The 24,879-nt window shown below is 43.3% G+C and carries 25 protein-coding genes; 18 read left to right on the top strand and 7 right to left on the bottom strand.

Going from position 1 to position 24,879, the window contains the following annotated elements; translation table 11 throughout:
• Positions 1-15 precede the first annotated feature (15 nt).
• Positions 16-309 carry a DUF5316 family protein gene (locus MHI11_RS02270; RefSeq protein ID WP_340960315.1) on the bottom strand — a complete coding sequence of 98 codons (294 nt, stop codon included), beginning with the start codon at positions 307-309 and terminating at the stop codon, positions 16-18.
• Positions 310-333: 24 nt separating this feature from the next.
• Positions 334-711 carry a VOC family protein gene (locus MHI11_RS02275; RefSeq protein WP_003214168.1) on the bottom strand — a complete coding sequence of 126 codons (378 nt, stop codon included), beginning with the start codon at positions 709-711 and terminating at the stop codon, positions 334-336.
• 184 nt (positions 712-895) lie between these two features.
• On the opposite strand from MHI11_RS02275, the gene MHI11_RS02280 reads away from it, so the two are divergent.
• From MHI11_RS02280 to MHI11_RS02315, 8 genes are all read left to right on the top strand, one after another.
• Positions 896-1,165, top strand: coding sequence for an excalibur calcium-binding domain-containing protein (locus MHI11_RS02280; RefSeq protein WP_003214076.1), 270 nt, complete (start codon positions 896-898; stop codon positions 1,163-1,165).
• Positions 1,166-1,268: 103 nt separating this feature from the next.
• The gene (locus MHI11_RS02285; protein WP_372706118.1) at positions 1,269-2,048 is read left to right on the top strand and encodes a Cof-type HAD-IIB family hydrolase; all 780 of its coding nucleotides are present in this window, start codon (positions 1,269-1,271) and stop codon (positions 2,046-2,048) included.
• Between the two features lie 174 nt (positions 2,049-2,222).
• On the top strand, positions 2,223-2,981 hold the full coding sequence (locus MHI11_RS02290) for a LamB/YcsF family protein (RefSeq protein ID WP_340960316.1): 759 nt from the start codon (positions 2,223-2,225) through the stop codon (positions 2,979-2,981).
• Between the two features lie 26 nt (positions 2,982-3,007).
• Complete coding sequence (locus tag MHI11_RS02295) at positions 3,008-4,225, top strand: NRAMP family divalent metal transporter (RefSeq protein WP_340960317.1); 1,218 nt, start codon at positions 3,008-3,010, stop codon at positions 4,223-4,225.
• A gap of 5 nt (positions 4,226-4,230) precedes the next feature.
• Positions 4,231-5,022, top strand: a complete 792-nt coding sequence (locus MHI11_RS02300) for a putative hydro-lyase (RefSeq protein WP_106066461.1) — start codon at positions 4,231-4,233, stop codon at positions 5,020-5,022.
• Positions 5,023-5,040: 18 nt separating this feature from the next.
• Positions 5,041-5,787: a 5-oxoprolinase subunit PxpB gene (gene pxpB, locus MHI11_RS02305; RefSeq protein WP_340960319.1), complete on the top strand. Its 747-nt coding sequence runs from the start codon at positions 5,041-5,043 to the stop codon at positions 5,785-5,787.
• Positions 5,784-6,797: a 5-oxoprolinase subunit C family protein gene (locus MHI11_RS02310; RefSeq protein WP_340960320.1), complete on the top strand. Its 1,014-nt coding sequence runs from the start codon at positions 5,784-5,786 to the stop codon at positions 6,795-6,797. Before pxpB ends, MHI11_RS02310 begins: the two co-directional genes overlap by 4 nt.
• A 15-nt stretch (positions 6,798-6,812) precedes the next feature.
• Complete coding sequence (locus MHI11_RS02315) at positions 6,813-7,574, top strand: IclR family transcriptional regulator (RefSeq protein ID WP_044140525.1); 762 nt, start codon at positions 6,813-6,815, stop codon at positions 7,572-7,574.
• A 45-nt stretch (positions 7,575-7,619) separates the two neighbouring features.
• Here MHI11_RS02315 and MHI11_RS02320 read toward each other — a convergent pair whose 3' ends face one another.
• On the bottom strand, positions 7,620-8,255 hold the full coding sequence (locus MHI11_RS02320) for an FMN-dependent NADH-azoreductase (protein WP_034283819.1): 636 nt from the start codon (positions 8,253-8,255) through the stop codon (positions 7,620-7,622).
• A 403-nt stretch (positions 8,256-8,658) separates the two neighbouring features.
• On the opposite strand from MHI11_RS02320, the gene MHI11_RS02325 reads away from it, so the two are divergent.
• The 3 genes from MHI11_RS02325 (at position 8,659) to MHI11_RS02335 (ending at position 12,680) form a co-directional block, all read left to right on the top strand.
• On the top strand, positions 8,659-9,291 hold the full coding sequence (locus MHI11_RS02325) for a GDSL-type esterase/lipase family protein (protein WP_106066458.1): 633 nt from the start codon (positions 8,659-8,661) through the stop codon (positions 9,289-9,291).
• Between the two features lie 89 nt (positions 9,292-9,380).
• Complete coding sequence (locus MHI11_RS02330; RefSeq protein WP_106066457.1) at positions 9,381-10,463, top strand: C45 family autoproteolytic acyltransferase/hydolase; 1,083 nt, start codon at positions 9,381-9,383, stop codon at positions 10,461-10,463.
• Between the two features lie 129 nt (positions 10,464-10,592).
• Complete coding sequence (locus tag MHI11_RS02335) at positions 10,593-12,680, top strand: BglG family transcription antiterminator (RefSeq protein ID WP_106066456.1); 2,088 nt, start codon at positions 10,593-10,595, stop codon at positions 12,678-12,680.
• Between the two features lie 17 nt (positions 12,681-12,697).
• Here MHI11_RS02335 and MHI11_RS02340 read toward each other — a convergent pair whose 3' ends face one another.
• Positions 12,698-13,309, bottom strand: coding sequence for a class I SAM-dependent methyltransferase (locus MHI11_RS02340; protein WP_340960321.1), 612 nt, complete (start codon positions 13,307-13,309; stop codon positions 12,698-12,700).
• Positions 13,310-13,464: 155 nt separating this feature from the next.
• Between MHI11_RS02340 and MHI11_RS02345 the strand changes: the two genes are divergently transcribed.
• On the top strand, positions 13,465-14,334 hold the full coding sequence (locus MHI11_RS02345; protein ID WP_034664026.1) for an SDR family oxidoreductase: 870 nt from the start codon (positions 13,465-13,467) through the stop codon (positions 14,332-14,334).
• Positions 14,335-14,624: 290 nt separating this feature from the next.
• Positions 14,625-15,047, top strand: a complete 423-nt coding sequence (locus MHI11_RS02350; RefSeq protein ID WP_044140531.1) for a pyridoxamine 5'-phosphate oxidase family protein — start codon at positions 14,625-14,627, stop codon at positions 15,045-15,047.
• A gap of 680 nt (positions 15,048-15,727) precedes the next feature.
• Here the strand turns inward: MHI11_RS02350 and MHI11_RS02355 are convergent.
• Positions 15,728-15,943 carry a hypothetical protein gene (locus tag MHI11_RS02355; protein WP_106029578.1) on the bottom strand — a complete coding sequence of 72 codons (216 nt, stop codon included), beginning with the start codon at positions 15,941-15,943 and terminating at the stop codon, positions 15,728-15,730.
• A gap of 157 nt (positions 15,944-16,100) precedes the next feature.
• On the opposite strand from MHI11_RS02355, the gene MHI11_RS02360 reads away from it, so the two are divergent.
• Entirely contained in the window at positions 16,101-18,350 is a 2,250-nt protein-coding gene (locus MHI11_RS02360; RefSeq protein WP_340960322.1) for a hypothetical protein, read from the top strand.
• Positions 18,351-18,408: 58 nt separating this feature from the next.
• On the opposite strand, the gene MHI11_RS02365 is transcribed toward MHI11_RS02360, so the two are convergent.
• Positions 18,409-18,705: a DUF3817 domain-containing protein gene (locus MHI11_RS02365; protein ID WP_003214125.1), complete on the bottom strand. Its 297-nt coding sequence runs from the start codon at positions 18,703-18,705 to the stop codon at positions 18,409-18,411.
• 136 nt (positions 18,706-18,841) lie between these two features.
• Positions 18,842-19,516 carry a GntR family transcriptional regulator gene (locus MHI11_RS02370; RefSeq protein ID WP_106066451.1) on the bottom strand — a complete coding sequence of 225 codons (675 nt, stop codon included), beginning with the start codon at positions 19,514-19,516 and terminating at the stop codon, positions 18,842-18,844.
• A 154-nt stretch (positions 19,517-19,670) separates the two neighbouring features.
• On the opposite strand from MHI11_RS02370, the gene MHI11_RS02375 reads away from it, so the two are divergent.
• The 4 genes from MHI11_RS02375 (at position 19,671) to MHI11_RS02390 (ending at position 24,833) form a co-directional block, all read left to right on the top strand.
• Positions 19,671-20,498: an AraC family transcriptional regulator gene (locus MHI11_RS02375; RefSeq protein ID WP_340960323.1), complete on the top strand. Its 828-nt coding sequence runs from the start codon at positions 19,671-19,673 to the stop codon at positions 20,496-20,498.
• Positions 20,488-21,420 (top strand): DMT family transporter, encoded by a 933-nt coding sequence (locus MHI11_RS02380; RefSeq protein ID WP_340960324.1) that lies wholly within the window; start codon positions 20,488-20,490, stop codon positions 21,418-21,420. The genes MHI11_RS02375 and MHI11_RS02380 overlap by 11 nt, the downstream gene beginning before the upstream one ends.
• 98 nt (positions 21,421-21,518) lie before the next feature.
• Positions 21,519-22,574 (top strand): tartrate dehydrogenase, encoded by a 1,056-nt coding sequence (locus MHI11_RS02385; RefSeq protein ID WP_340960325.1) that lies wholly within the window; start codon positions 21,519-21,521, stop codon positions 22,572-22,574.
• 72 nt (positions 22,575-22,646) lie between these two features.
• Entirely contained in the window at positions 22,647-24,833 is a 2,187-nt protein-coding gene (locus MHI11_RS02390; RefSeq protein WP_340960326.1) for a DNA topoisomerase III, read from the top strand.
• Positions 24,834-24,879: the final 46 nt, after the last annotated feature.

Below are 24,879 nucleotides of genomic sequence, written 5' to 3' on the forward strand. Positions count from 1 at the left end.
CCTTTTAGCAAGTGTTTACATCAAAACATAAAAGATCGACACTGCCATGTGCGGAAGTGCAAAGATCATCATGAGAAAGGCCGTATCAAGACGCCACATGCGATGCTCTTTTGTTTCAGAATGATAGGTTGCTCGCGTCTCTTCTCCGCTTGTCCAAGCCCCCATTAGAAGTCCAGACATCATGACGCCAATAATAGAGATTCCACCACTGACCCATCCTATCCACTCATGGTGCTGCAAAATAATAGCTGCACTGCAAATCACAATCATCGAACAAACACCGGCGAGAAAGGCATGTTTTTTTCTCATACTGGTTCACTCCTTTAAAGTGGATTAGGAGACGGCATCACATATTTCAATGAAATGACCATCAGGATCAGCGACATAAGCGACGGTTTGACCCCATGGTTTTTTTGCAGGTTCTTTGATGATCGAAACCCCTTTTTCCTTCATTGATGCAATGGTTTGTTCCACATCATCCACAACAAACCCAATCTCAAACGTTTGAGAGGATTGATTTGCTTCAGGGACAGGCAATCCAAGTGCATCTTTGACATCCTGACGTGAGTTAATTGATAAGGTCACATCTCCAGTATCAAACTCAACATAGGATTCAACCCTAAGTTTCATAGGAAAACCAAGTACATGTTGATAGAAATGAATACTTGCCTCCACATCGTTTACATATAGAATGGTATATTTCATTTTCATGTGAAAAACTCCTCTCTTCATATACGTGTCAAAACCGGAAAGGTTTCCCACTCAGTGTACCACATAGGATATAAAGCATATTTTATTCCAAAAAAATCAATATATTTAGCTCAATAGTCTTGAAAAACAAAAAATGGTGACATATGATAAAAATGTAAAAATAGAAAAAATAGGGGGATTCTACATGTTGAAAAAAATCATGGTGGCTGTCTTGTCCTTAGGTCTTTTACTAAGCGTTACACAAGTCGACACCCACACTGCAGATGCAAAAACAGTCAAGTCCTACAAAAACTGCAAAGCGCTGAACAAAGTCTATAAAGGCGGCGTAGCGAAAAGCAAAAACACGAAAAACAAAGGCGGCAAAACAAAGTACAAGCCGTATGTGTCAAAAGCACTTTACCAAAAAAATAAGCGTCTTGACCGTGATAAAGACGGGATTGCATGTGAACGCTAAGCCAATGCGAAGAGACCTGTAACAAGGTCTTTTTTCTATGGGATCAAACTCGTCCCTTTGTGCCATCTCCCTCTTTATATTAAAATAAAGATAGTTACAAAAAATGATACAAAGTGGGGTACTCAATTTGTCCATACAAGCTGATAAGAAAGACATCCGATTGATTGCTATTGATATGGATGGCACGCTGTTAAACAGTGAACATGTCATTCCAGAGGAAAATAAACAAGCCATTAAAGATGCTGAAGCAAAAGGGGTCCATGTGGTGATTAGCACAGGGCGGACGCTGATGACATGCCGAGAGCTGGTTGAGCCGCTTAAGCTGTCTTCTTACCTTGTGACAGCAAACGGAAGTGAAATCTGGGATTCAAACTTCCAGCTGATCGAACGAGATCTATTGCATCCTGATCATGTCCAAATGATGTGGGATCTAAAAAATAGGTACGAAACCGATTACTGGGCTTCCACTGTGGAGAAGGTGTGGAGAGGTGAATTCCCAGAACGAATTCATGACCACGAATGGCTGAAATTCGGCTTTGAAATTCATGACGATGACGTTCGTGAGGAAGTGCTCAATACACTGAAAACAAATGGTCATCTAGAGATTACAAATTCAAGTCCAACCAATATCGAAGTCAATGCAGCTGGCATTAACAAAGCGGCAGCTCTTGCAAAGGTAGCAGAACGCATTGGCTGTACGATGGACAATGTCATGTCGCTTGGCGACAGTCTGAATGATATGGCGATGATTCAAGAAGCCGGATTAGGCATTGCAATGGGCAATGCACAAGAAGTTGTGAAAGAAGCCGCTGATTGGATTACAGCTCCTAACACAGAACACGGTGTAGCAAAAGCGATCCAGCATTGGGTGCTGTCTAAATAAAGAACATGATGAAAAAGCGAGAGGCGATATCCTCTCGCTTTTTTATGTCTCCTAGTTCTATTGTTATGTTTTCTGACAATGTCATGTGCAATCTATCCAAAATTGATATAATCAATATAAATTCGAATATTCGGACTTTAGATTCCGTTATTCGGAACAACAAGGAGGGATCCTATGTATCAAGTAGATATCAACTGTGATTTGGGAGAAAGCTTTGGTCAATATACAATCGGTTCGGATGAACAAATTTTAGAATATGTCACCTCAGCCAACATCGCTTGCGGTTTTCATGCAGGAGATCCAACGGTGATGAGAAAAACCGTTAGAATGGCACTAGATAAAGGGGTACAAATTGGTGCGCATCCGGGTCTGCAAGATTTAGTCGGATTTGGCAGACGTCCAATGGCGATTTCAGCAGAGGAAGCCTATGATCTCGTTATCTATCAAATTGGCGCTCTCTCAGCCTTCCTCAAGGCAGAAGGCGGCACCATGCAGCATGTCAAGCCACACGGCGCCCTGTACAACATGGCGGCTAAAAATACTGAATTATCTGAATCAATTGCGAAGGCTGTGTATCATGTCGATCCAAGTCTTGTATTATACGGGCTTTCAGGCAGTGAACTTGCGTTAGCAGGTGAGAGAATGGGTCTTCAAGTGGCGCATGAAGTATTTTCTGATCGGACCTATCAAGCAGACGGAACGCTGACATCCCGCCGCGAACCGCATGCACTCATCGAAGACGATGAACTGGCCGTTCAGCAGGTCGTTCGTATGGTGAGAGAAGAGAAGGTTCATACCGTTCAAGGAGAAGACATTTCGCTTAAAGCAGATACGGTCTGTATTCACGGAGACGGCATCCAAGCGCTCCAATTTGCCAAAACCATTACATCAAAGCTAAAAGAAGCGAGCATTCATCTCAAAGCCTTTCAATAAAAATCGTCATCAAAGGGGGAAACAGCATGAAAAAAGAGGAAGTCAAGCACACGAAGGCACCAAAGGGGAACCGGTCTATGCTGATGGGCGCAGCCTTTTTAATGGCGACGTCCGCCATCGGACCGGGATTTTTAACACAAACGACTGTCTTTACACAGCAGCTTGCGGCTAGCTTTGGGTTTGTCATTCTCATCTCTATTTTGTTAGATATTTTTGCGCAAACCAATGTATGGCGCATCATCGCCGTGTCAGAAAAACGAGGGCAGGATATTGCAAATATGGTTCTGCCGGGTCTTGGGTATGTCCTAGCCGTTTTGATTGTCATTGGGGGACTTGCCTTTAACATCGGAAATATCGCTGGTGCTGGTCTCGGTTTTCAGGTCATCTTCGGAGTCGATCCGCGAATCGGTGCAGGGGTCAGTGCTGTTATTGCTATTCTGATCTTTGTGATCAAAGAGGCTGGAAAAGCAATGGACCGTTTCACGCAGATAGCGGGCTTTGTCATGATTGGCCTGATGCTGTATGTGGCGATTTCAACAGCACCGCCAGTTGGAGAAGCGGTAGTGAGAACATTTGTCCCAGAGAAAATTGATATTTTATCCATTGTGACACTTGTAGGCGGAACAGTAGGCGGCTATATCGTCTTTGCTGGCGGACACCGCTTGCTGGATGCAGGTATTAAGGGGAAGGAAGCATTGCCCCAAGTGACGAAAAGCTCTATTTTCGGTGTCCTCATTACGTCCATCATGCGTGTAGCACTCTTTCTTGCTACATTAGGAGTTGTCGCAAAAGGCTTGCAGATTGATCCATCCAACCCGCCTGCCTCTGTATTTCAACTAGCTTCAGGAAATATCGGATTTAAAATGTTCGGGATTATTATGTGGGCTGCGGCGATTACGTCCGTCATTGGAGCAGCATATACATCAGTTTCCTTCTTTAAAACCTTCTCACCAAAAATTGAGCAAAATCAACGTGGCATTATCATCGGCTTTATTGCCCTCTCGACCATTTGTTTTATTACGATCGGAAGACCTGTGAACATATTGATATTAGTTGGGGCAATCAATGCATTGATCTTACCGCTCGCGCTTGGCACCTTGCTGGTAGCGGCTTATAAGAAAGACATTGTCGGGGATTATCGACATCCATTCTTTTTGACAGTATCAGGCGCATTTGTCGTTGTCATCATGGCAATGATGGGCGGGTATACCATCATCAATGAAATTCCAAAACTATGGAGCTGAATCGAATGAATATCTATCAAACATATGAGCCTTCACAGATCAGAGAGTTGATTCGTAAAAAAGAAATCACAGGACCAACGGCTGGTCTAGCAGAGGGATATGCTCAAGCCAATTTAATGATCGTCAAAAAAGAACTTGCCTTTGATTTTCTGTTGTTTTGTCAGCGCAATCCCGCTGCATGCCCCTTGCTTGATGTACTGGAGCCGGGTGATCCAGTGCCGAGACGGTCTGCACCCGAAGCGGATATTCGTACGGACTTTCCTAAATACCGTATTTACAGAAAAGGGATTCTTCAAGAAGAGGTGTCAGATATCTCTGCTTATTGGGAGGATGATATGGTTGCCTTTCTCATCGGCTGCAGTTTTACGTTTGAGCATGCGCTCATGCTGAATGATATCCCTGTTCGCCATATTGAAAATGGTCATAACGTTCCGATGTATCAAACGAATATCGCTTGTGAAAGGGCGGGGGTATTTCATGGCCCGATGGTCGTCAGCATGAGACCCATTCCGGCGCATCAGATCACAAGAAGTGTACAAGTGACGTCTAGATTCCCATCAGTTCATGGCGGTCCCATCCATATAGGTGACCCAGCGATGATCGGAGTTGCTAATGTGGATCAGCCGGACTTTGGAGAACCATCCGTGATCAAAGAAGGAGAGGTCCCGGTGTTTTGGGCATGTGGTGTGACGCCGCAAGCCATTGTCATGCATACAAAACCAGACATTGCGATTACCCATGCACCTGGGCATATGTTCATCACAGATCAACGAGATCAACAGCTCGGTGTGCTTTAGAAAGAGAGGGGTCCTCAAGTGGCATTTTCAACGATAAAAAATTCTATCACCTTCCACCCGCTAGGAGATGCAGCGATCGTGATTCAAGCAGGAACAGACATATGTGAAGAAATTCATGAGCGTGTTGTGCATTTGTTTTCGAGTATTGAACAGCATCCATTTGCCGGATATGTGGAAGCTGTTCAAGCCTTTACAAACGTGACTGTTTTTTACGAGCCGTACACCGTTTATCAATCTGCCCATCTTCAACAACAAGATTTGTCCCCCTATGAATGGGTGAAAAGCTATATTGAAACACTCCTTGAAGAGAAATGGCAGGAGGGGGTTCAGGCTAAGCGCCGCACCATCGACATACCGGTCTGCTACGGGGGAGAGCTGGGTCCTGATTTAGAAGAAGTCGCCCGGATCAATCATTTAACACCAGAAGAAGTCGTGCGAATTCACACCGCAGGGACGTATCTTGTCTATATGATTGGATTTGCACCAGGGTTTCCGTTTTTAGGCGGGCTTTCTGAAAAGATCGCAGCCCCGCGCAGGGAAACACCGAGAATGTCCATTCCAAAAGGATCTGTCGGCATTGCGGGAAAGCAGACCGGCGTTTACCCCATTTCCACACCTGGTGGCTGGCAGCTCATTGGACAAACCCCGCTGCCACTCTTTCGACCAGACGAGAAAGTCCCAAGTCTATTGAGAGCAGGGGACGAGGTCAGATTTGTCCAAATGTCTGAAAAGGAATTTTTCAGCATGAAGGAGGCAGAACGTTGAGTATTCATGTCATCAAGCCAGGAATGTTCACAACCATTCAAGATAAAGGGCGGAAAGGCTATCAAAAGTATGGCGTCTTAACGAGCGGCGGCATGGATGCGCTCTCGCTTAGAATTGCCAACATTCTCACAGGCAACGAGGAAAGCGAAGCCGTACTGGAAATCACATTAATGGGGCCGGGTCCTGTGTTGACGTGTCACAAGGATGCGCTTATTGCAGTGACTGGCGCTGATGTAGAGATCGACATCAATGGAGAGCCAGCCCCTTTATGGAAACCGCTCTTTGTTCGATCAGGAAGCACGCTCACCTTTGGTCCTTGTAAGAGGGGATGCCGCTCTTACCTTGCTGTGGCGGGTGGATTCGATGTGGAGCCGGTCATGGAGAGCAAAAGCACCTATGTGAGAGCAGGAATCGGTGGACTGAACGGACGTCCGCTTGAAAAAGGAGACGTCCTGTCCATTGGAAAGCCATCACTCGTAGCAAATCGATTGTCTGATAGACTCAAAAGCGATCTGAAACAGGCGGCGTACAGCGCACCCGATTGGACTGTAAGTTATACGCATTTTTTACCGTTGCGGAAATCGCCCGTGATTCGGGTGCTGCCAGGGAGACACCTTTCTTTTTTTCAAGAATCATCTCAAAGCACCTTTTTCGAACAGCCTTTTCAGGTCACGCCTCAATCAGATCGCATGGGCTGCCGTTTGAAGGGGGAGCCGGTTCATTTAAAAGAAAAGCTTGAATTGATTTCTGAGGCGGTTGCCTTTGGTTCTATTCAAATTCCTCCTGACGGTCAGCCGATTGTTCTGCTGGCAGATCGGCAAACAACAGGCGGATACCCGCGGATTGGAGAAGTTGCGACGGTCGATCTGCCGCTCATTGCACAAGCGATGCCTGGGGCGAATTTGTATTTTAAGCGAATCGATCATCAGGACGCAGAGCAGGCGCTATTTAAGCAAGAAGCAGAACTGAAGGAGCTAGGTGCCAGAATCAAGCTGGAAGCCTTCGTTTAGAAAAAGGGGATGGACATGCAGAACACAAATAAAACCGTCGTGAAATCAATGGAGATTTTGCGGCTGTTTATCACACGTGACCAATTAACATTGAATGAAATGATTGAGCTTTCCGGTATGCCGAAAACGTCTGTGCACCGGATGGCGAGCTCGTTAAGCGATATGGGATTATTAGAAAAGCAAGATTCAGGTGCTTATCGGTTAGGACTGATGTTTCTAGAATACGGTCAGCTTGTGGCGGATCGTCTTGATATTCGGAGACTTGCAAGACCATTTATGGAAGGCTTGCGGGATGAAGTGGGAGAAGCTGTACAGCTCATCGTTCGTGAAGGAGACGAAGCCATTTACGTGGATAAAATTGAAGGGACGCAGCCTGTTCGTCTCTACACAGCCGTCGGCAGGCGCTCTCCCCTGTATGCAGGAGCCTGTGCGAGAAGTATTCTCTCCTTTTTACCAGAGAACGAGAGAATCGCCTATATCGATTCGATTGAGCTAGGGAAAATTGGAATCGGAACCATTACAGATAAAGAGGTTCTTCGAAACATACTGGAAGAATCAAATGAGCGGGGCTATACGTTAAGTTATTCGGAGCTTGAAAACTATACAGCTGCGGTTGGAGCTCCTATATTCAATCACCTTGGAGAAGTCACAGCAGGTATTAGCATTGCAGGGTTTGAAGCAGGTTATCAAAAAGAACGTCTTCCATACTTAATTGAACAAGTCAAAAAAGCCGCGAGCGGTATCTCCAGAGAATTAGGCTTTCATCTAGATAAATAAAAAGCCAATGACCGTTAAGATCATTGGCTTTTCGCGTTCAGTTTATTAGAAAGTTTTACCTAAAGCTTTTGCACGTTCGATCGCATCTGCTTTAATTTGCTCTGCTTTCGCAGGTTCAGCATTGTGACCTTCAACGATAAGACCTTCGAAAGAAGGAATTCCGAAGAAGCTCGCAATTGTACCAAGGTAACGGTGGCCTGCTTCAAGTTCAGCAGCTGGACCTTCAGAGTAGTATCCGCCACGTGCTTGGATGTGAAGAGCTTTTTTGTCTGTTAATAATCCAACAGGACCTTGCTCCGTGTATTTGAATGTTTTACCAGCTACAGCAACAGAGTCGATGTATGCTTTAAGAACTGGTGGGAATGAGAAGTTCCAAAGTGGTGAAACAAATACATATTTGTCAGCAGAAACGAATTGATCGCTTAATTCGTTTAGGCGAGCAACTTTCGCTTGCTCTTCAGCTGAAAGTGTATCGAAACCAGCACCTGATTGCAGCTTGCCCCAGCCAGCGAATACATCTGCATCAATGTGAGGGATGTTTTCTTTGTACAAATCGATATGTACAACCTCGTCACTTGGATTTGCTTCCTTATAAGATTCGATAAATGCTTTAGCAGTAGCCATACTGTAAGAAACTGTTTCATCATGCGGATGTGCAGTGATGTATAAAACTTTTGCCATGTTTATTCAATCCTTTCTGTTTCAGTGGTTTTTTTAGCGTATCCCAAAGATACACTGAATATGTGGCATCTTTAATCATAGTGGAATGCTATGAAAAAGATGTAACAAGCACAGTTACATAAAAACTGATATTTTTATTGTAATCACAATGTAGTTTGAAGTCAAGGTATAAAGTCTTGAAATCGAGATAAAAAGTTTGTCAACTTTTCTGAAACGCTTGAGATACGGATTTCACCATAAAAAACCTATTCTTATTGAACAAAAAATCAGTCGATCTCGCAAGTAAAGAGTTTGTAAAGACGTCTCATGAAAAAAAGATGAATGCCTCTAAGTCATCTGCTACAAGCATCTGTTCTCCGATTTCGTATATATAAGAGAAGGCAGGAGAGAGTGAGGGATAAGAGTGGGACGATCCTATGTTGCGATTGGAGATTCCTTAACAGTTGGGGTGGGGGCACGTTTATTTGGCGGGGGATTTGCTGAGCGGTATCAGTGGATGCTTGAAAAAAAGGCACATGCGCCAGTCGAGCTGTCTGTATTTGCAAAGTCAGGGTTAACAACGGATCAGATTTTTCAGCTGTTCAAACGATCTGATGTGAGGCGTGCTATTGCAGCAGCTGACATCATCACCATCACAGGCTGTGGGAATGATCTTGTTCAAGCGATTCAGCAGTATGAAAAGGGTGAAGATGAAAAGAAACTGCTGCAAGCGACGCTGCATTGCCAAGCAAATTTCAGCAAAATGATTCAAGAAATCGCTCAGATCAAAAGAGGGCAGAAGCAGCCTTATTGCGTGTATCTCATGAATTTATATAATCCTTTTCCGCAAATACCAATAGCCGGGCGGTGGCTTCAGCAATACAATCATCAGCTTCGCTCGCTTGCTGCAAATCCGCATGTAGAGGTTGTGGATGTGTACCGTGCGTTTGAAGGACATGAAAATGAGTACTTATCGATTGATCAATTTCATCCGAACTATAAAGGATATGAAACAATGGCAAAAACATTGTTTCAACAATCCTGTAAACAGCTGTAATCCATCGGGATTGCAGTTTTTTTCGTCCTTTTAAATGAAGGAGGGTTTCGATATGATAAAAGAAACGAAAGCGAAAGAGGTGTGCAGGCATGGAGGAAATCAGTGCATATTTTCAAGAAATGACAGGAACCGCTTATGAAGTGGGAAAACAGCAGGCTGTCTGGCTTAAGGAGAACCCGTTGCTACAGACACAATATATTCGAACAGAACCGCTAGAAAAAGAGGCAGTGAAGGAAACGAAGCAGCTGATGCGTCCTTATCTTCCTCAGTTAGAAGAAGAGATTGCTGGATTTTGTGATGAACTGCAATTGGATGAAACCTATTTGACCTTTTTCTATTCATCCCATCTACAGCCAGGCTGTTCCCACTGCGTGAGGCAGGGGAATATGGCGGCAGGTCAACAAACGGTCATGCTGCGTAATTATGATTTCTCCCCGATATTTGATGATATGCGTCTTGTGACGACACATGTGAAGGGCTTGGCATATCATACAGGCTCATCGCTGCTCTTGTTTGGCAGATCTGATGGGATGAATGAGCATGGTCTTTCTGTCACATTCTCTGCTTGTGGTCCGCCGGTTGGAAATGAACCCGGTTTAAAGCCTCCAGCAGTTGCCGGCTTGCAAGTGTATCATGTGATTCGATCTGTTCTGGAAAACTGTAGAACGGTTGAGGAAGCCATTCGCTCTATTCAGGAAATGCCCGTTGCCTCAAATGTTCACCTCATGCTTGCCGATCGAAAAGGAGAAGCGGCTGTGATTGAAATCATTGATGGTCGCAAAATGGTGAGAAGACCGGAGGAAGGTTATATTGCAGCCACAAATCATCCGATTGCTGATCAAACAGCAAAAGGGGTGACGAAACATCATTCTGTTGTCAGGTATGACATGCTAATAGAGGCTTTAAAAGAACAACAAACAAGTGATTCTCTTGTTAAGCTGTTTCAGACAGAATATCCTGATGGTCTGGCTGTACACAATTATGAGGAGCTGTTTGGAACAATGCGAACCGTCATCTTCCGCCCGGAAGAAGGAACGATGGATTATTGCTTTGGCTCTCCAATATACAATCCGACGTATTCTTTAAAAGCTGGGGGTTCACTGCCTTTTCATGAACAAAAGGTTCAATTTCATCAAAAGGATTATGGACCGTCATTTTGGAGAAATGTATGATCAGACGTTGTATTTAATTTTGTCACAGCCTATGTGCCAAAGTCAGATCAACTTAAGATTGCATCATTGTTGAAAGCGTTTTATATTAAGGTGCGACAATAGACCTATTTTTGCAGAAGGAGGCATTTCATGTACATAACGGCACGAGAACAGAAGATCATCAAATACATCATTCAGCAAAATCGTTATGTCACCATTCGTGAGATAGCCGATTCTGTTCAGGTGAGTACAAGGACGATTCATAGAGAACTAAAATCGATTAAACCCATATTAAAGAATTATGATCTTTCACTAGATAAACAGCCGGGGAAAGGCTTGAAGGCAGTCGGTGAACAGGAGGATAAACAGCGGCTTCTTGCTCATATATCAAATGAGGATCAAATTGAATATAGCTCTGACGAACGGAAGCTCTTAATCCTATGTGCGCTGCTTGAAGCAAAGGAACCGGTGAAATTATATACACTCGCTTCCGATTTGCAGGTCACAAATGCGACCATCAGCTATGACTTAGATGAACTGACGGAGTGGATCGCGCCATACGGTTTGCAGCTGATCCGAAAACGTGGGTATGGCATTGAATTAAAAGGACCGGAGGAAGCAAAACGAAAGATTGTCGGCAACCTCATTGTAGACCGGCTCGATATTCAATTATTTTTAGAAACGATTGAAATGAATATCAAGCATCGAACGAAAGCGACGGAAAAAGTGTTTGGCGTTGTCAGCAGAGGGCAGCTGCTCAAGGTAGAAAGACTTCTCTTTCATTTGAAAAATCGCCTGTCACTCTCTTTATCTGATAGTGCCTATATTGCGCTTGTCGTTCACTTAACCTATGCTATCGAACGGATTCAGCTTGGCGAAACCATTCGAATGGAAGAGGAAGAGCTGCTTGAACTAAAGCGGACGAAAGAATTTGAATCATCACTGCGAATTGCAAGAGCGCTTGAACGCATGTTTAATGTGGAGATTCCTGAAGCAGAGGTTGGATATATGACGATCCATCTGCGCAGTGCCAATCGTAGCTTTCAGAAAGAATACCGTCTTGATGAAATCGAGCTGGATATCGCGATCAGAACGAAGAAGCTCATTGATTTTATTTCTAATAAAACCGGCTATCATTTAAATGAGAATGATTCATTGTATGAGGGACTCGTGTCTCATCTCGAACCTGCCATGAACCGTTTAAAGGAAAAGATGAGAATCTATAATCCACTTACACAACAAATTAAAAAGGACTATTTTTTGCTTTTCATGGCGATTGAAGAAGGAGTCGAGCGTTTCTTTCCAGAGATCGAATTTCCAGAGGATGAAATCGCCTTTATTGTGCTTCACTTTGGCTCAGTGCTTGAGATCAAAAAAGAAGAAACGAACATTCATGCATTGGTCGTGTGCTCAAGCGGGATCGGTTCCTCTAAAATGCTCGCATCTCGGTTAAAAAAAGAATTGCCAGAGATCGCCGAATTCGATCTGTCTTCCTTGATGGAGCTAAAAGAAATTGATGCATCAAGCTATGACATGATTGTCTCGACCGTTCCTATCCCATATGAGCATATCGATTACATCATGGTCAGTCCGCTCTTAAACGAGGATGATGCTATGCGTGTGAAGGCTCATATTAAACGAAAGATCCCTTATATGATTGAGAAAAAAAGGATGAAAGAAGCTACCAAAGAATCGGTACAAGAATCCGTTAATATGATGGCGGTTGCAGAGCGGGTGACGAATTACATGTCTGTGATTCGCAGTATCTTGTCCCATTTCACCATTGAAAATAGAAAGGCGATGCCGCAGCATGAGGCAACAATCAGGCAGCTGCTTCGTCAGCTTGAAGAGGAAGGATTTATCATACATGCGGATGAGGTAGCAAATGGTTTACTAGAACGTGAACAGCAAGGCGGTTTAGGGATTCCTGGTACAGAATTTGCTCTTTTTCATTTAAAGCATACATTCATAAAGGAACCAATCTTTCATATTTATGATCTTGATCAGGCATACGAGGTCAAAAGCATGGACGGCGGGCAGCAGCAAATGTCACGAATGCTCATGATGCTGGCGCCGCAAGAGCTTGGCAAAGAAGGGTCTGAAATGTTTAGTCTGATCAGTTCATCCATTATTGAAAGTGAGGAAAGCATGACGCTTTATGGTCATGGATCAGAGGGAGACATTGAACAGAAATTACATCAGTTGTTCTATCAATTTGTCAAAGAGGCAAAGTGGTAAGAAAAAAAGCCGAGAGCTTATTCGCTTCTCGGCTTTTTGGCTGTGACACAGACAGCAAGCGTTGGACGAATTTCCTCATACTCAACAGAAAAATGGTTAAACCCCGCAAACTGTAAATCATTCAATATGTTTTCACCCATCTCTTTTGTCCGGCTCGCATCAGCACCTTTTTCTCTTGGCTGCATCACAATGACGATTTTTCCGCCGGGTTTTAATGTGTGATAAAGGTTGAGTAGGCCAGCCTTTGGATCATCCCAAATCGTAAAGTTGTTCACAGACAGTACTTTGTCATACTGCTCTCCCGGCAAACGTGTTTTCTCGATTTTTCCTACATACAGCCGGACCTGTTTGTCTTTTGACCGTTTGCTGACGCGGGACTGTGCTTGCTCCTGCATGGTGGAGGAGGCATCCAGCCCATCAATGTGAAGATCTTCATAATGCTTAAGCATATGTTTGATGCTGTAGCCAGGTCCATAGCCGATTTCCAAAATGTTTTCACCATCTGTCAGATTTAAGTGCTGGATGGCCCACTGATTCAATGCTTTATTTTCTTTTGCCATAATGAAGCCTGCGATGCTTCCGAGCCAGCCTTTTGGTTTGCTAAAGGTTTTCGAAATGGTTGACAGCATGTGAGAACGCTCCTTTTTAATGATCAAGTAACCGATTTTATCCATCTTGAAACATACTGATTTTCAAAACGCATCTGTGCCGCACCGGGATGTTTGAGTGGAAAAATGAGGTGGTAATGAAAGGATACATCAATAAATCAAGGAGGAGCTTACTCATGGATTTACGTGAATATTTAACAAATGGCATTCCGCGCCAAACACAAGATCAGCAGCCAGGCAGTGAAAGGGAAATGAATCCTGCGCCGATCTTTGAGGATGAATCATATCAAGGGTCTGGCAAGCTCAAAGGGAAAGTCGCACTGATTACAGGCGGAGATAGTGGAATTGGACGTGCTGTATCTGTTGCCTATGCAAAAGAAGGGGCACACGTCGCCATTGTGTACTTAAATGAACATGAGGATGCAAAGGATACGCAAAAGCGCGTAGAACAGGAAGGCGTCAAATGTTTAACGATTGCAGGAGATGTCGGTGACGAAGCCTTTTGCGAGAAAGCGGTAGAAAAAACCGTTGAAGCCTTTGGGCAATTAGATATTTTAGTGAATAATGCGGCTGAACAGCATCCGAAAGAACGGATTCAGGATATATCTAGTGAACAGCTTCACCAAACCTTTAGAACCAACTTCTATTCCTATTTTTATTTTACGAAGAAAGCACTGGATTACTTAAAACCGGGAAGTACAATTATTAATACAACATCCATTAACCCATATCGAGGCAACAAAGTGCTGATTGATTATACGGCGACAAAAGGCGCAATCAATGGCTTTACGCGTTCTATGGCACAGTCGCTTGTGAAAGATGGGATTCGGGTGAACGGTGTAGCGCCAGGTCCAATTTGGACGCCGCTCATTCCATCTACATTTGATGAGGATAGTGTGGAAAGCTTTGGGGCAGAAACCCCTATGGGAAGACCAGGACAGCCTGTAGAGCATGTCGGTTGCTATGTGCTGCTTGCTTCTGACGAATCGTCTTATATGACAGGACAAACACTTCACGTCAACGGCGGTTCCTTTATGAATACATGATCAATAGCGCACCGCCCACCTGATTGGGCGGTGTGTTTAGTATTTCTTGCGATTCTTCTGCACAGATGAGACAGACCATACGATAATGCCCACAACAACTGCCGCAATGACAAGTGAACTTAAATGGAACATCGTTTCATGATGCATGTTCAACTTCTCCCTTCATTGAGCCTGTTTTCTATAGCATCAGCCAGAAGATCTCTTTTTATGAAAAACACATTTCTTTGTTTAATGAATGGATTGTCGTGGAAACCTAAGAGTACGGATGAAATTTGAAGGAGTGAAACGATATGTCACAAGAAGAATTAAAACAAAAGGTACTCAACCTATTAGATGAACAAAAGGTCGGAACACTGGCGACCGTTGAACAGGATAAGCCGCATACCCGCTACATGACTTTTTTCCATGAAGGGCTGACATTATATACACCAACGAGCAAAGAAACACATAAAGCAGACGAAATTGAAAAAAACCCGAATGTCCATATTCTCATTGGTTATTCAGGTGAAGGATTCGGTGACACGTATGCAGAAATCGCAGGTACCGCCACATTAACCGATGATCCAAAACTGATCGACCGCCTTTGGTCTGAGGAGATGGAGAAATGGTTTAAAGGAAAAGATGATCCGAACCTAGTGATTCTGAAGATTGATCCAACCGCCATTCGTTACATGAATGAAGGAAACCGTACTCCAGCTGAATTATCACTTTAACACTTGCGTAAGATGGGGGAATGTGTTATAGTTTTATATTAAGTGTTGAAATAAGCAAATAAATAAAGAAAGTAAACTTTCTTTTTTCTATGACATAATGAGAAGCAATAGAGCTTCTACTTGATAAGAACGAGACGCTGTTAAAGCGAACAAACTTATTCTTTTCCTTCTGCACCCGCCCCCTATAAAAGCGGAAGAGTGGAAAAAAGACGTTTTGATTTACAATTCACACTGGCACGGCTTCGGAGCCGTAAGGACGAATGAGAGGTAGGGCTTTCGTTGTCTTGTTATCCAGAACTTCCATGGCGTTTACTTTCAAACGTAGGTTCACTCGGAACACATATGACACACTGATATGATCGAATCTTAATTCATACACTCCTTAACGGAGATCACACATTGATTATTTATTTGCATGAAAAAAGCAAGGAAAAGGCTGCCATCTATTTGGCAGCCTTTTTCATTGGGTTCATTTCATGATCACTCACTTCGACCTTTCTTCTGATACCGCCAAATCTTCTGAATAAAAAAGAACATCACCGCAAACAAAATAGAAAAAATGAACATGTCCAAGAGTGTCACGCCTCTATTTGGGTGCACAATGCCAAACCAAACCAATTGCAGAACAAAAGAGATAGCAAAATAACTGATGGATTCTTTCATGATTTTCCCCATTTCACTTATTTTTTTTGACCTTTTAGCCATAACAGCCAAATGAAGAAGGAACCGATGATACATGATAGTAAAGTGATAGGCGGCAAGGTATGCCAGCTAGTCAGCCCCTTTACAAAGCACATATAAAAAAAGAAAATGGTAATGGATACGAGCACCCATTGTTTGAGCCAACGGGGAACACGCAGCCAAGCTGTTAAAATGATAGATGATAGCTTATCCAATGAGATAACTCCTTTTTGAATATGATTGGATTTTATCGCAAATAACCAAGTTTGTAAAATATGGATTTTAGAGGTTAGAATGGTATTCTTCTAGCATGAAACATTCTCGCTGCACTAACGTATAAGGTAAAGGAACCTCATGAAAGGAAGCGATCAAGTGAAAAGAATACCAGTGATTTTCCTCAGATATATTGTCTTCTTTATTCCAGCAATCATTCTTAGTGTCTTAGTGTGGAACCATTACCAAGATGATTTGTCAGCAGGGAAAGCGACGCAATTTGACGTCAAACAAATATTTACATTTGATGAAGGAAAACGAGTGGTGAGTGCTGTATCAAAAGACCAGCAACTCCATTTTGGAATGTATGATCCTCAATCAAGAAAAAGAATCAGTGAATGGACTACGGAAAGCGATACGTTTAATGAAATGTTTCCATCCATTCAAGGTAACAATCTCTTACTTGCTTTAAAAAATAAAGAGGGGCAGCTGTTGATCGAGAAAATAACGCCAAGCGGAGAAAAGAAAGAGCTCGTTAAGCAAAATCTACAGATACCCTCGTTTTTAAAAACGAATACATATCAATGGAATGGACGGCTTGTGTTTACGGGAGAAATGGAAGGCGCCGCTGCGGTCCTCGGTGAGCTAAAGGATGGTCAGTTTCATGTGCACAATCTCAACAAACTGAAGCTGCCAGCAAGACCCGTTTCCATCGATGTTGTCATGAATTCCTTTAGAGGACAGACGCCTATTCCTATATTTGAATTGACTTTGAAAAATGACCAGAAGGCATATGTCAGCGGAGTCTCAAACGATAAGCATCAGCTTGGGGTCTATGTCTCCAAAAACGCTGAACCGTTTAGCCTCATTGAAGATAAAGTGGAGCAGCAGCTGGAAAAAACGATCGGAACATCCCAAAACTTTGCAGTCGCTGTCGAATCTAACTATCCAAAAAGACCAAGGAAAGTGAATGCAGAGGGAAGGCTTGGGGAAGTCGTCCCAACACCAAAACCGATTTATCAAACCCTTATCTACCAGCTTAATGAGGAAGAAGTTCTTCTTGCAGGCTCTACAGCAAAGGACGAAGCAAAAGGCAAGCTGACTGGTTATATTTATAACCACCGCACCAATAAGACAACGTCCGTCAGCAAGCTTTTGCAGTCGTTTTCATATGAAACGTTACAAAGAGAAGGACTCTCTTTCAATAAAAATGTGAAAAGCGATTGGATCTATTATTCAATCGACAATCAATTAACGGGTGCATTTGAGACGAAGAGCAAAGAGCTAAAGGAATTTCCTTTGAAAAAAATGATCTTAATCGAAAACGCCAGTCCTGCTCACCAAACGTCTGTAGACACCTTTATGCAATATGTCATGAAAGGCGGACCGCTCATTCTCAACTGGGCGATATGGCTGTTTATTCCACTGCTGTTATTTGTGCTAGCCATCTTCCTGCCGCCGATTTTGAGACTGGTGAGAAAGAACAAGATGAAAGACAGTGTCACATTAGAAGCCAATATTGTATCTGTCAAAGAAACGGGTACCTACATCAACGAACAGCCGCTTGTCAAAATGCAGCTGCAATTTCAATACGATGGGGAAAATATCGAGAAGGCAGTTAAAACGGTTGTATCCTACACCCAAATACCGCAGCCGGGTCAGCGTATCGCCATTCTCTACAATCCGAAGAAGAAAGAGGCGATGCTCTTAAAAGAGGGGGACTTCTCACAGACAAGTGAGCCAAAGTTCATCAAAGGCGCTGTTTTAAGAAATATAGAATCATATGGAACCGTAGGACGAGGCACGGTCTTATCGCTTACATTTGAAGCAGATCAGAAAAGGTATACCATTCCGATGATTCAAGCCGCTGGTTTTGAATTTAGAACAGGAGAAAAAGCCGACCTCGTCGACATTAGCGGTCAGTTGAAAATGGCAGCCTATGGCCATGAAGTGCGGAATCGATCGGGGAAAGATGTAACGTTAACTGGAACCATCCAGCGGGTAAAGCAATATCCAGTTGCGATTCATGGACAGAAGCCTGTCATGCTGGATGTGACGGTTTCAAGCGGAGATCAGTCTATTACAAAAACGGTCAGCCAATTCATCCCTGATCATATACAGGTCGCACCAGGAACTCCAATCACGATCCAGACAAAACAAGAAGAGCTGGATAAAGAAATCAGTCTCATGCAAGAGAAACAAGGAAGTGCAAAAGTGACCCATGTCGCATTTGCTGGTGTCATCGGCAATCAGCCGCTAGCGATCATTCAGATTGAGCGAGATGGCATGATGTATGAAGTGAAACAGTCAATCGATCCAATCACTAGCGTACTGCCGGGTGATGAACTATGGGTGGCATATCACGAAATGACACGTCAAGCAGCGATTGTGAAATATGCATCGATTTAAAAAATACTTCAGCGTGTAGAAAAAGGGCTAAAACGAATTTCGTTTTAGCCCTTTTTGATTAAGCTTTTGTATCATACTGGCGGAGCACCTTATCATAGGCGAAGTTGCCGAAAGGAATGAACGCCGCAAAAAAACCAGCGATCGACCATTTCAAATGCCAGCGAACTTTAAAGGTCACATATGCCAAAATAAGCATATAGATGACAAACAATGCGCCATGAAGAGAGCCTACAATGGTGACTGCCATCGGAATATCCGCAAAATATTTCAGAGGCATGGCAATTAAAAGAAGGGTTAAAAGAGACATACCCTCAATAAAACCCGCCTTTCGAAGACGGCTAATACTTGTATGCATAGACAAATCCTCCTGTATAAAAGCTAATTTCTCATCTTCTAATATAAACGAAAGATCGTCTGGACATGCTAAAATCTACGAAAAATTCAAAATATGTTCATGTAATGCTTAAAAATTGGGAAAAAGGAAAAATCACTTAATCCGTGTTTGTTTCAGAGAGTACTTGCTTTAAGTGCATCACATCATGTAACAAATGATTCGTCATCGCTTGAACGGCTTCTGTGGAGCGGCGCTCTTTCATTTCAGAATAAATGGCAGCATGCTCTGTTTGAATCGTCTCAGCACGCGCCCCGCCGCTAAAATGAAAGATGCGGCAAAAATGAATGAGTGCATTCACATGATTCAATTGTTTACATAAGCGGTGATTGTGACTCGCTAGAATGATTTTTTGATGAAAGGCTTCATGTAACTGGACGATGTCTTTAGATGCCAGCTGCTGCTTGATTGCTTCGTCTGCCTGCGTGAGAACATGCCCAATTTCCTCCAGCTCTCTTTGCGCGGCTTCCTTGCATGCAAGCTTAACAGCAAGCGTTTCTAGGGCGATCCGAATTTGATAAAGCTCCTCGACATCTTTTTCCGTTAACGTATAGACAGAGTAGCCTGACCGATGATCAGCGATCAAGAGCTCATCTTTTTCTAAAAGCCTCATCGCCTCTCTCACTGGTGATCGACTTACACCAAATTGTTTGGCAAGCTGTGTCTCATTGATACGTTCCCCCGGCTGAAACTGTCCATCAAATATCATTTGCTTCAGCTGTTCATAAAATTGCATATGGTATGGTGCTGGTCTTTCCATCTCGAATGAATTCATCCTGTCATTCCCTCATTTACACATCATCTTTTGTCTCATGTTATCCAAGTTTTTCCCTCTAGGCAAGCCTGCATCGGAAAAGTCAATATCGTACAATTCAAGAGAAAAAGGGTGTGCTACACTAATGATCAGTTCAGTGAAAGAGGGGATCGACATGAAAACACAAGAAGAACGAACGGTACATTTTGATCAGGACTTGCAAATAGAGGCGTATCGCTTTCATGGCATCATGCAAAAATTCCCGAATCATTTTCATACATACTATGTGATTGGATTTATTGAGGATGGTCAAAGACGTTTGATCTGCCAAAATAAAGAATACATCATTGAAAAGGGAGACATTCTTCTTTTCAATCCATATGACAATCACGCATGCGAGCAGATTGATCACAGGACACTAGATTATCGTTGTTTAAATATAGAAGCAGATGTGATAGAGAAGATGTTTCAGCACAAGCCACACTTTAAAGCCCCTGTGTTTTCACAAAGTGAACTGACAAAGCCATTATATGATCTTCATCAAATGATGACAGAAGAAGCCCTAGCTTTGAATAAACAGGAAACGTTTTATTTCTTTATGAAGCAGTTGATTGAAGCCTATGCTGATACATCAGAGGAAAAAGCATCAGCAGCGCATGCTGCCGAACAGAAAGTCCAAGACGCACAGCAATATATTGAAACACACCTTACGGAAAATATATCGTTAGACGACTTAGGAGAGCTTGTCTCCATGAATAAATACTCACTTCTGCGTGCTTTTACAAAGTACAGAGGGATCACGCCGTATCGTTATTTACAAACAGTGAGAGTGAATTATGCGAAGGAGCTTCTCGCCAAAGGATTGAAGCCTGTAGATGCGGCAGTCTCAGCGGGTTTTTCTGATCAAAGTCATTTGAGTCATTTCTTTTCAGAATTTATTGGGCTCACACCAGGGCAATATCAGCACATTTTTGCAAAGCAGGTAACAGTAGATGAAAAATAACCAGCTTCTTGGTCATCTAGCGGCCATATTCACCATTTTTCTATGGGGATCGACCTTTATCTCAACCAAAATATTGTTAACGGCTTTTTCTCCAACAGAAATATTATTTTTCCGCTTTTTTCTTGGATATCTCGCTCTGATGTTGATATACCCAGTCACCATGAAGGTGCACCGTAAAAAGCATGAAGCGATGTTTGCGCTCGCAGGGTTATGTGGTGTGGTCTTATACTATTTTTTAGAAAATGTCGCTCTCACCTATACGTTCGCTTCGAATGCAGGAGTCATTAGCTCGGTTGTGCCATTCTTCTCATTTTTATTGGCTTATTTTTTATTGAAAGATGAGCCTTTGCATCGCAGGTTTTTCATAGGCTTTTTCATCGCGATGACAGGAATTGTACTGATTAGCTTTAATGGAATGACGACGTTCCAATTGAATCCAATCGGTGATGCGCTAGCATTAACGGCGACCATTGTCTGGGCCTTCTATTCTATTTTATCGAAAATCATCAACCAATATGGATACCATATCATTCAAGTGACGAGACGTGTCTTTTTTTACGGCTTACTCTGGATGCTTCCCCTGATCTGGCATTTTAAAATTCGTATAGACTGGGAGCGATTGTCGAACCCGTCGTTTGCCTTTCACTTATTGTTTTTAGGTCTGTTCGCATCTGCCATTTGTTTTCTAACATGGAGCTTTTCAGTGAAAACGCTCGGTGTGGTGAAAGCGAGTGTGTATATTTATGGCGTTCCTATTATTACGATGGTCATTTCAATGATCGTTCTTCATGAGAGATTGACCCTCATGTCGATACTCGGAACGGCTCTGACCTTAGGCGGACTGCTGCTTTCAGATAAAAAAGGTACGGGGAGGAAGAAGGAGAAACCCTCGATGCTTTTGCAGGATAAACAGGCGCTTTGATCAAAAAAGCGCCTTTATCCATTGAAAGAACATGTACTCTCTAGTAAACTCAAATTTAAACGGTCGACGGTCGACCGATAATGAAGGGGGAGAAATAAATGAAGCATGTTTCAATTGCGGCGATACCAGGTGACGGGGTTGGGAAGGAAGTTGTACCTGAAGCCATACGAGTATTGAAAGCGGTATCAGAAGTGCATGGCGGTCTGTCCTTTACCTTTCGGGATTTTCCGTGGAGCTGTGAATATTATTTAGAGCATGGCGAAATGATGCCAAAGGATGGATTACATCAATTGAAAGCCTTTGACAGCATTTTCTTAGGGGCAGTCGGAGATGCCAATTTAGTGCCGGATCACGTATCACTTTGGGGACTGCTTATTAAGATTAGGCGGGAATTTGAGCAGGTGATAAACGTCAGACCTGCAAAACAGCTGAGCGGAATACGCTCACCGCTTGCTCAGCCAAAGGATTTCGATCTTCTAGTTGTCAGAGAAAACGGTGAAGGTGAATATAGTGAAATTGGAGGCCGTATTTATCAAGGGGAAGATCAGCTTGCTGTTCAAAATGCGGTATTCTCAAGAAAAGGGACAGAGCGTGCGATGCGTTTTGCCTTTCAATTAGCAGAAAAAAGGCGAAAGCATGTGACGAGTGCAACCAAATCGAATGGGATCGTTCATACCATGCCTTTTTGGGATGAAGTGTTTCAAGACGTAGCAAAGGATTATCCAGAGGTGACAGCAGACTCACAGCACATTGACGCGCTCTCAGCCTTCTTTGTAACAAGACCAGAAAAATTCGATGTGATTGTTGCCAGTAATTTGTTTGGTGATATTTTGACAGACCTTGGGGCAGCCATTATGGGAAGTATTGGCATAGCGCCTGCCGCCAACATCAATGTAAATGGCAAATACCCATCCATGTTTGAGCCTGTACACGGATCAGCTCCAGACATTGCGGGAAAAGGAATCGCCAACCCAATCGGTCAAATCTGGACCGCTAAACTCATGCTTGATCATTTCGGAGAGGGAGAACTGGGCACACATCTGCTCGAAACCATCGAATCAGTCACAGCAGATGGCTTTTTAACGGCAGACATCGGCGGCGCCTATCAAACGCAAGAAGTCACAAACGAAATCATCACACGATTGAAGAAATAATCCGTCATTAGAACCGCATCTCCACGTCTGCTATAATAAAAGGATGGATAGAAGAAAGAGATGTGAAATCTAGTGTCAAAAACAGTTGTATTAGCAGAGAAACCTTCGGTCGGACGTGATCTTGCACGGGTGCTGAAGTGTCATAAAAAAGGAAATGGCTTTTTAGAAGGAGATCAATACATTGTGACGTGGGCGCTTGGCCATTTGGTCACACTGGCTGATCCTGAAGGCTACGGAAAAGAGTTTCAATCCTGGCGTTTAGAGGATTTACCAATCATTCCCGAACCGCTTAAGCTTGTGGTGATGAAAAAGACAGGCAAACAATTCCAAGCAGTGAAAGCGCAGCTTGCGAGAAAAGATGTCAAAGACATTGTCATCGCAACAGATGCAGGACGTGAAGGGGAGCTTGTTGCTCGATGGATTCTTGAAAAAGCGCATGTGAAAAAGCCTTTGAAACGACTATGGATCTCATCTGTCACGGACAAAGCCATTCAAGAAGGCTTCAAACGATTAAAAGACGGCAAAGAATACGATAACCTGTATCGCTCAGCCGTTGCACGTGCAGAAGCAGACTGGATTGTCGGCATCAATGCAACAAGAGCGCTGACAACGAAGTTCAATGCACAGCTTTCCTGCGGACGGGTGCAAACACCAACGATCGCCATGATCGCTAAACGAGAAGAAGACATTCAGCAATTTCAGCCGAAGCCGTTCTATGGATTGACTGCACAAGTAGATGGACTGACTTTGACCTGGCAGGATGCCAAAACAAAGCAAAACCGGACATTCCAAGAGAATGTGATCAAAGATCGCTTGGCAGCCTGTGAAGGAAAACCAGCAGTGGTTGATGCGTTGAAAAAAACAGCGAAAAAAGCTTTTGCGCCGGGACTGTACGATCTGACTGAATTGCAGCGTGATGCACATAAACGCTATGGTTTTTCAGCCAAAGAAACATTATCTACGCTTCAGCGATTGTATGAGCAGCATAAGCTCGTCACATATCCACGTACAGATTCACGATTTATTTCAGCGGATATCGTTCCTACATTAAAAGATCGTTTAAAAGGAATGAATGTCAGACCGTACGCGCAGCATGTGAACCGGATTTTACAATCAGGTGTGAAAGCGCACAAAGGCTTCGTCAATGATGCCAAGGTGTCAGATCACCATGCGATTATTCCAACCGAGGAAGAGCTGTACCCAGGAGTATTAAGCGATAAAGAGCGTAAATTATATGACCTCATTGCCAAACGATTCCTTGCTGTACTTATGAATCCTTTCGAGTATGAGGAAACAACGGTCATCACCAAAATAGGCAGTGAAACGTTCACAGCAAAAGGGAAAATCGTGCAAGCAGCTGGCTGGAAAGCCGTGTACGATGACTCATATGAAGAAGAGGAATCAGCCGAGGCAGATCAACATTTGCCGCTGCTTTCAGAAGGACAGTCACTAGATGTACGACAGCTGAAAGAGACAAGAGGAGAAACGAAACCTCCTGCACGTTTTAATGAAGCGACCCTATTATCTGCTATGGAAAACCCAGCGGCATTTATGCAGAACGAGGAAAAGGACTTAGTGAAAACCATTGGTGAAACAGGTGGTCTAGGAACTGTAGCAACAAGAGCGGATATTATTGAAAAGCTGTTCAATAGCTTCTTAATCGAGAAAAAGGGCAAAGACATTTTCATCACATCGAAAGGGAAGCAGCTGCTCTCGTTAGTGCCTGAAGATTTAAAGTCTCCTGCATTAACAGCGGAATGGGAACAAAAACTTTCTAAAATCGCCAAAGGGCAATTGAAAGCTTCTCAATTCATGAGTGAAATGAAATCGTATGCCAAACAAGCCGTATCTGAAATCAAACAGACGGACCAAACCTTTAAGCATGACAATGTCACTGGCACCCATTGCCCAGACTGCGGTAAACTCATGCTGAAAGTGAATGGAAAACATGGCACGATGCTCGTCTGTCAAGACCGGGAATGCGGCCATCGTAAAAATGTGGCGAAGAAAACAAACGCACGCTGCCCGAACTGTCATAAAAAGCTCGAGCTGCGCGGAGAAGGCGATGGCAAAATCTTTGCTTGTGTATGCGGCCATAGAGAAAAGCTGTCTGTCTTCGAAAAACGCAAATCTCAATCCAATCAAAAGAAAGCCAGTAAGCACGATGTGTCTAAATATATGAAGAAACAAAAGAAAGTGGAAGAACCAATTAATAACGCACTAGCTGAACAATTAAAGAAATTAAAATTAGATCAATAGTTCTATAAAAACCCGTGCGGTAACGCATGGGTTTTTCAGTGTTATC

The sequence above is a fragment of the Bacillus sp. FSL K6-3312 genome (assembly GCF_038007485.1).
Lineage (GTDB): Bacteria > Bacillota > Bacilli > Bacillales > Bacillaceae > Bacillus > Bacillus pumilus.

Excerpts from the sequence above, each read along its gene's own strand:
- MHI11_RS02270 (WP_340960315.1), bottom strand. The coding sequence starts at position 309 with ATGAGAAAAAAACATGCCTTTCTCGCCGGTGTTTGTTCGATGATTGTG.
- MHI11_RS02275 (WP_003214168.1), bottom strand. The coding sequence starts at position 711 with ATGAAAATGAAATATACCATTCTATATGTAAACGATGTGGAGGCAAGT.
- MHI11_RS02280 (WP_003214076.1), top strand. The coding sequence starts at position 896 with ATGTTGAAAAAAATCATGGTGGCTGTCTTGTCCTTAGGTCTTTTACTA.
- MHI11_RS02285 (WP_372706118.1), top strand. The coding sequence starts at position 1,269 with ATGATACAAAGTGGGGTACTCAATTTGTCCATACAAGCTGATAAGAAA.
- MHI11_RS02290 (WP_340960316.1), top strand. The coding sequence starts at position 2,223 with ATGTATCAAGTAGATATCAACTGTGATTTGGGAGAAAGCTTTGGTCAA.
- MHI11_RS02295 (WP_340960317.1), top strand. The coding sequence starts at position 3,008 with ATGAAAAAAGAGGAAGTCAAGCACACGAAGGCACCAAAGGGGAACCGG.
- MHI11_RS02300 (WP_106066461.1), top strand. The coding sequence starts at position 4,231 with ATGAATATCTATCAAACATATGAGCCTTCACAGATCAGAGAGTTGATT.
- MHI11_RS02315 (WP_044140525.1), top strand. The coding sequence starts at position 6,813 with ATGCAGAACACAAATAAAACCGTCGTGAAATCAATGGAGATTTTGCGG.
- MHI11_RS02320 (WP_034283819.1), bottom strand. The coding sequence starts at position 8,255 with ATGGCAAAAGTTTTATACATCACTGCACATCCGCATGATGAAACAGTT.
- MHI11_RS02330 (WP_106066457.1), top strand. The coding sequence starts at position 9,381 with ATGGAGGAAATCAGTGCATATTTTCAAGAAATGACAGGAACCGCTTAT.
- MHI11_RS02335 (WP_106066456.1), top strand. The coding sequence starts at position 10,593 with ATGTACATAACGGCACGAGAACAGAAGATCATCAAATACATCATTCAG.
- MHI11_RS02340 (WP_340960321.1), bottom strand. The coding sequence starts at position 13,309 with ATGCTGTCAACCATTTCGAAAACCTTTAGCAAACCAAAAGGCTGGCTC.
- MHI11_RS02345 (WP_034664026.1), top strand. The coding sequence starts at position 13,465 with ATGGATTTACGTGAATATTTAACAAATGGCATTCCGCGCCAAACACAA.
- MHI11_RS02350 (WP_044140531.1), top strand. The coding sequence starts at position 14,625 with ATGTCACAAGAAGAATTAAAACAAAAGGTACTCAACCTATTAGATGAA.
- MHI11_RS02365 (WP_003214125.1), bottom strand. The coding sequence starts at position 18,705 with ATGCATACAAGTATTAGCCGTCTTCGAAAGGCGGGTTTTATTGAGGGT.
- MHI11_RS02370 (WP_106066451.1), bottom strand. The coding sequence starts at position 19,516 with ATGAATTCATTCGAGATGGAAAGACCAGCACCATACCATATGCAATTT.
- MHI11_RS02375 (WP_340960323.1), top strand. The coding sequence starts at position 19,671 with ATGAAAACACAAGAAGAACGAACGGTACATTTTGATCAGGACTTGCAA.
- MHI11_RS02380 (WP_340960324.1), top strand. The coding sequence starts at position 20,488 with ATGAAAAATAACCAGCTTCTTGGTCATCTAGCGGCCATATTCACCATT.
- MHI11_RS02385 (WP_340960325.1), top strand. The coding sequence starts at position 21,519 with ATGAAGCATGTTTCAATTGCGGCGATACCAGGTGACGGGGTTGGGAAG.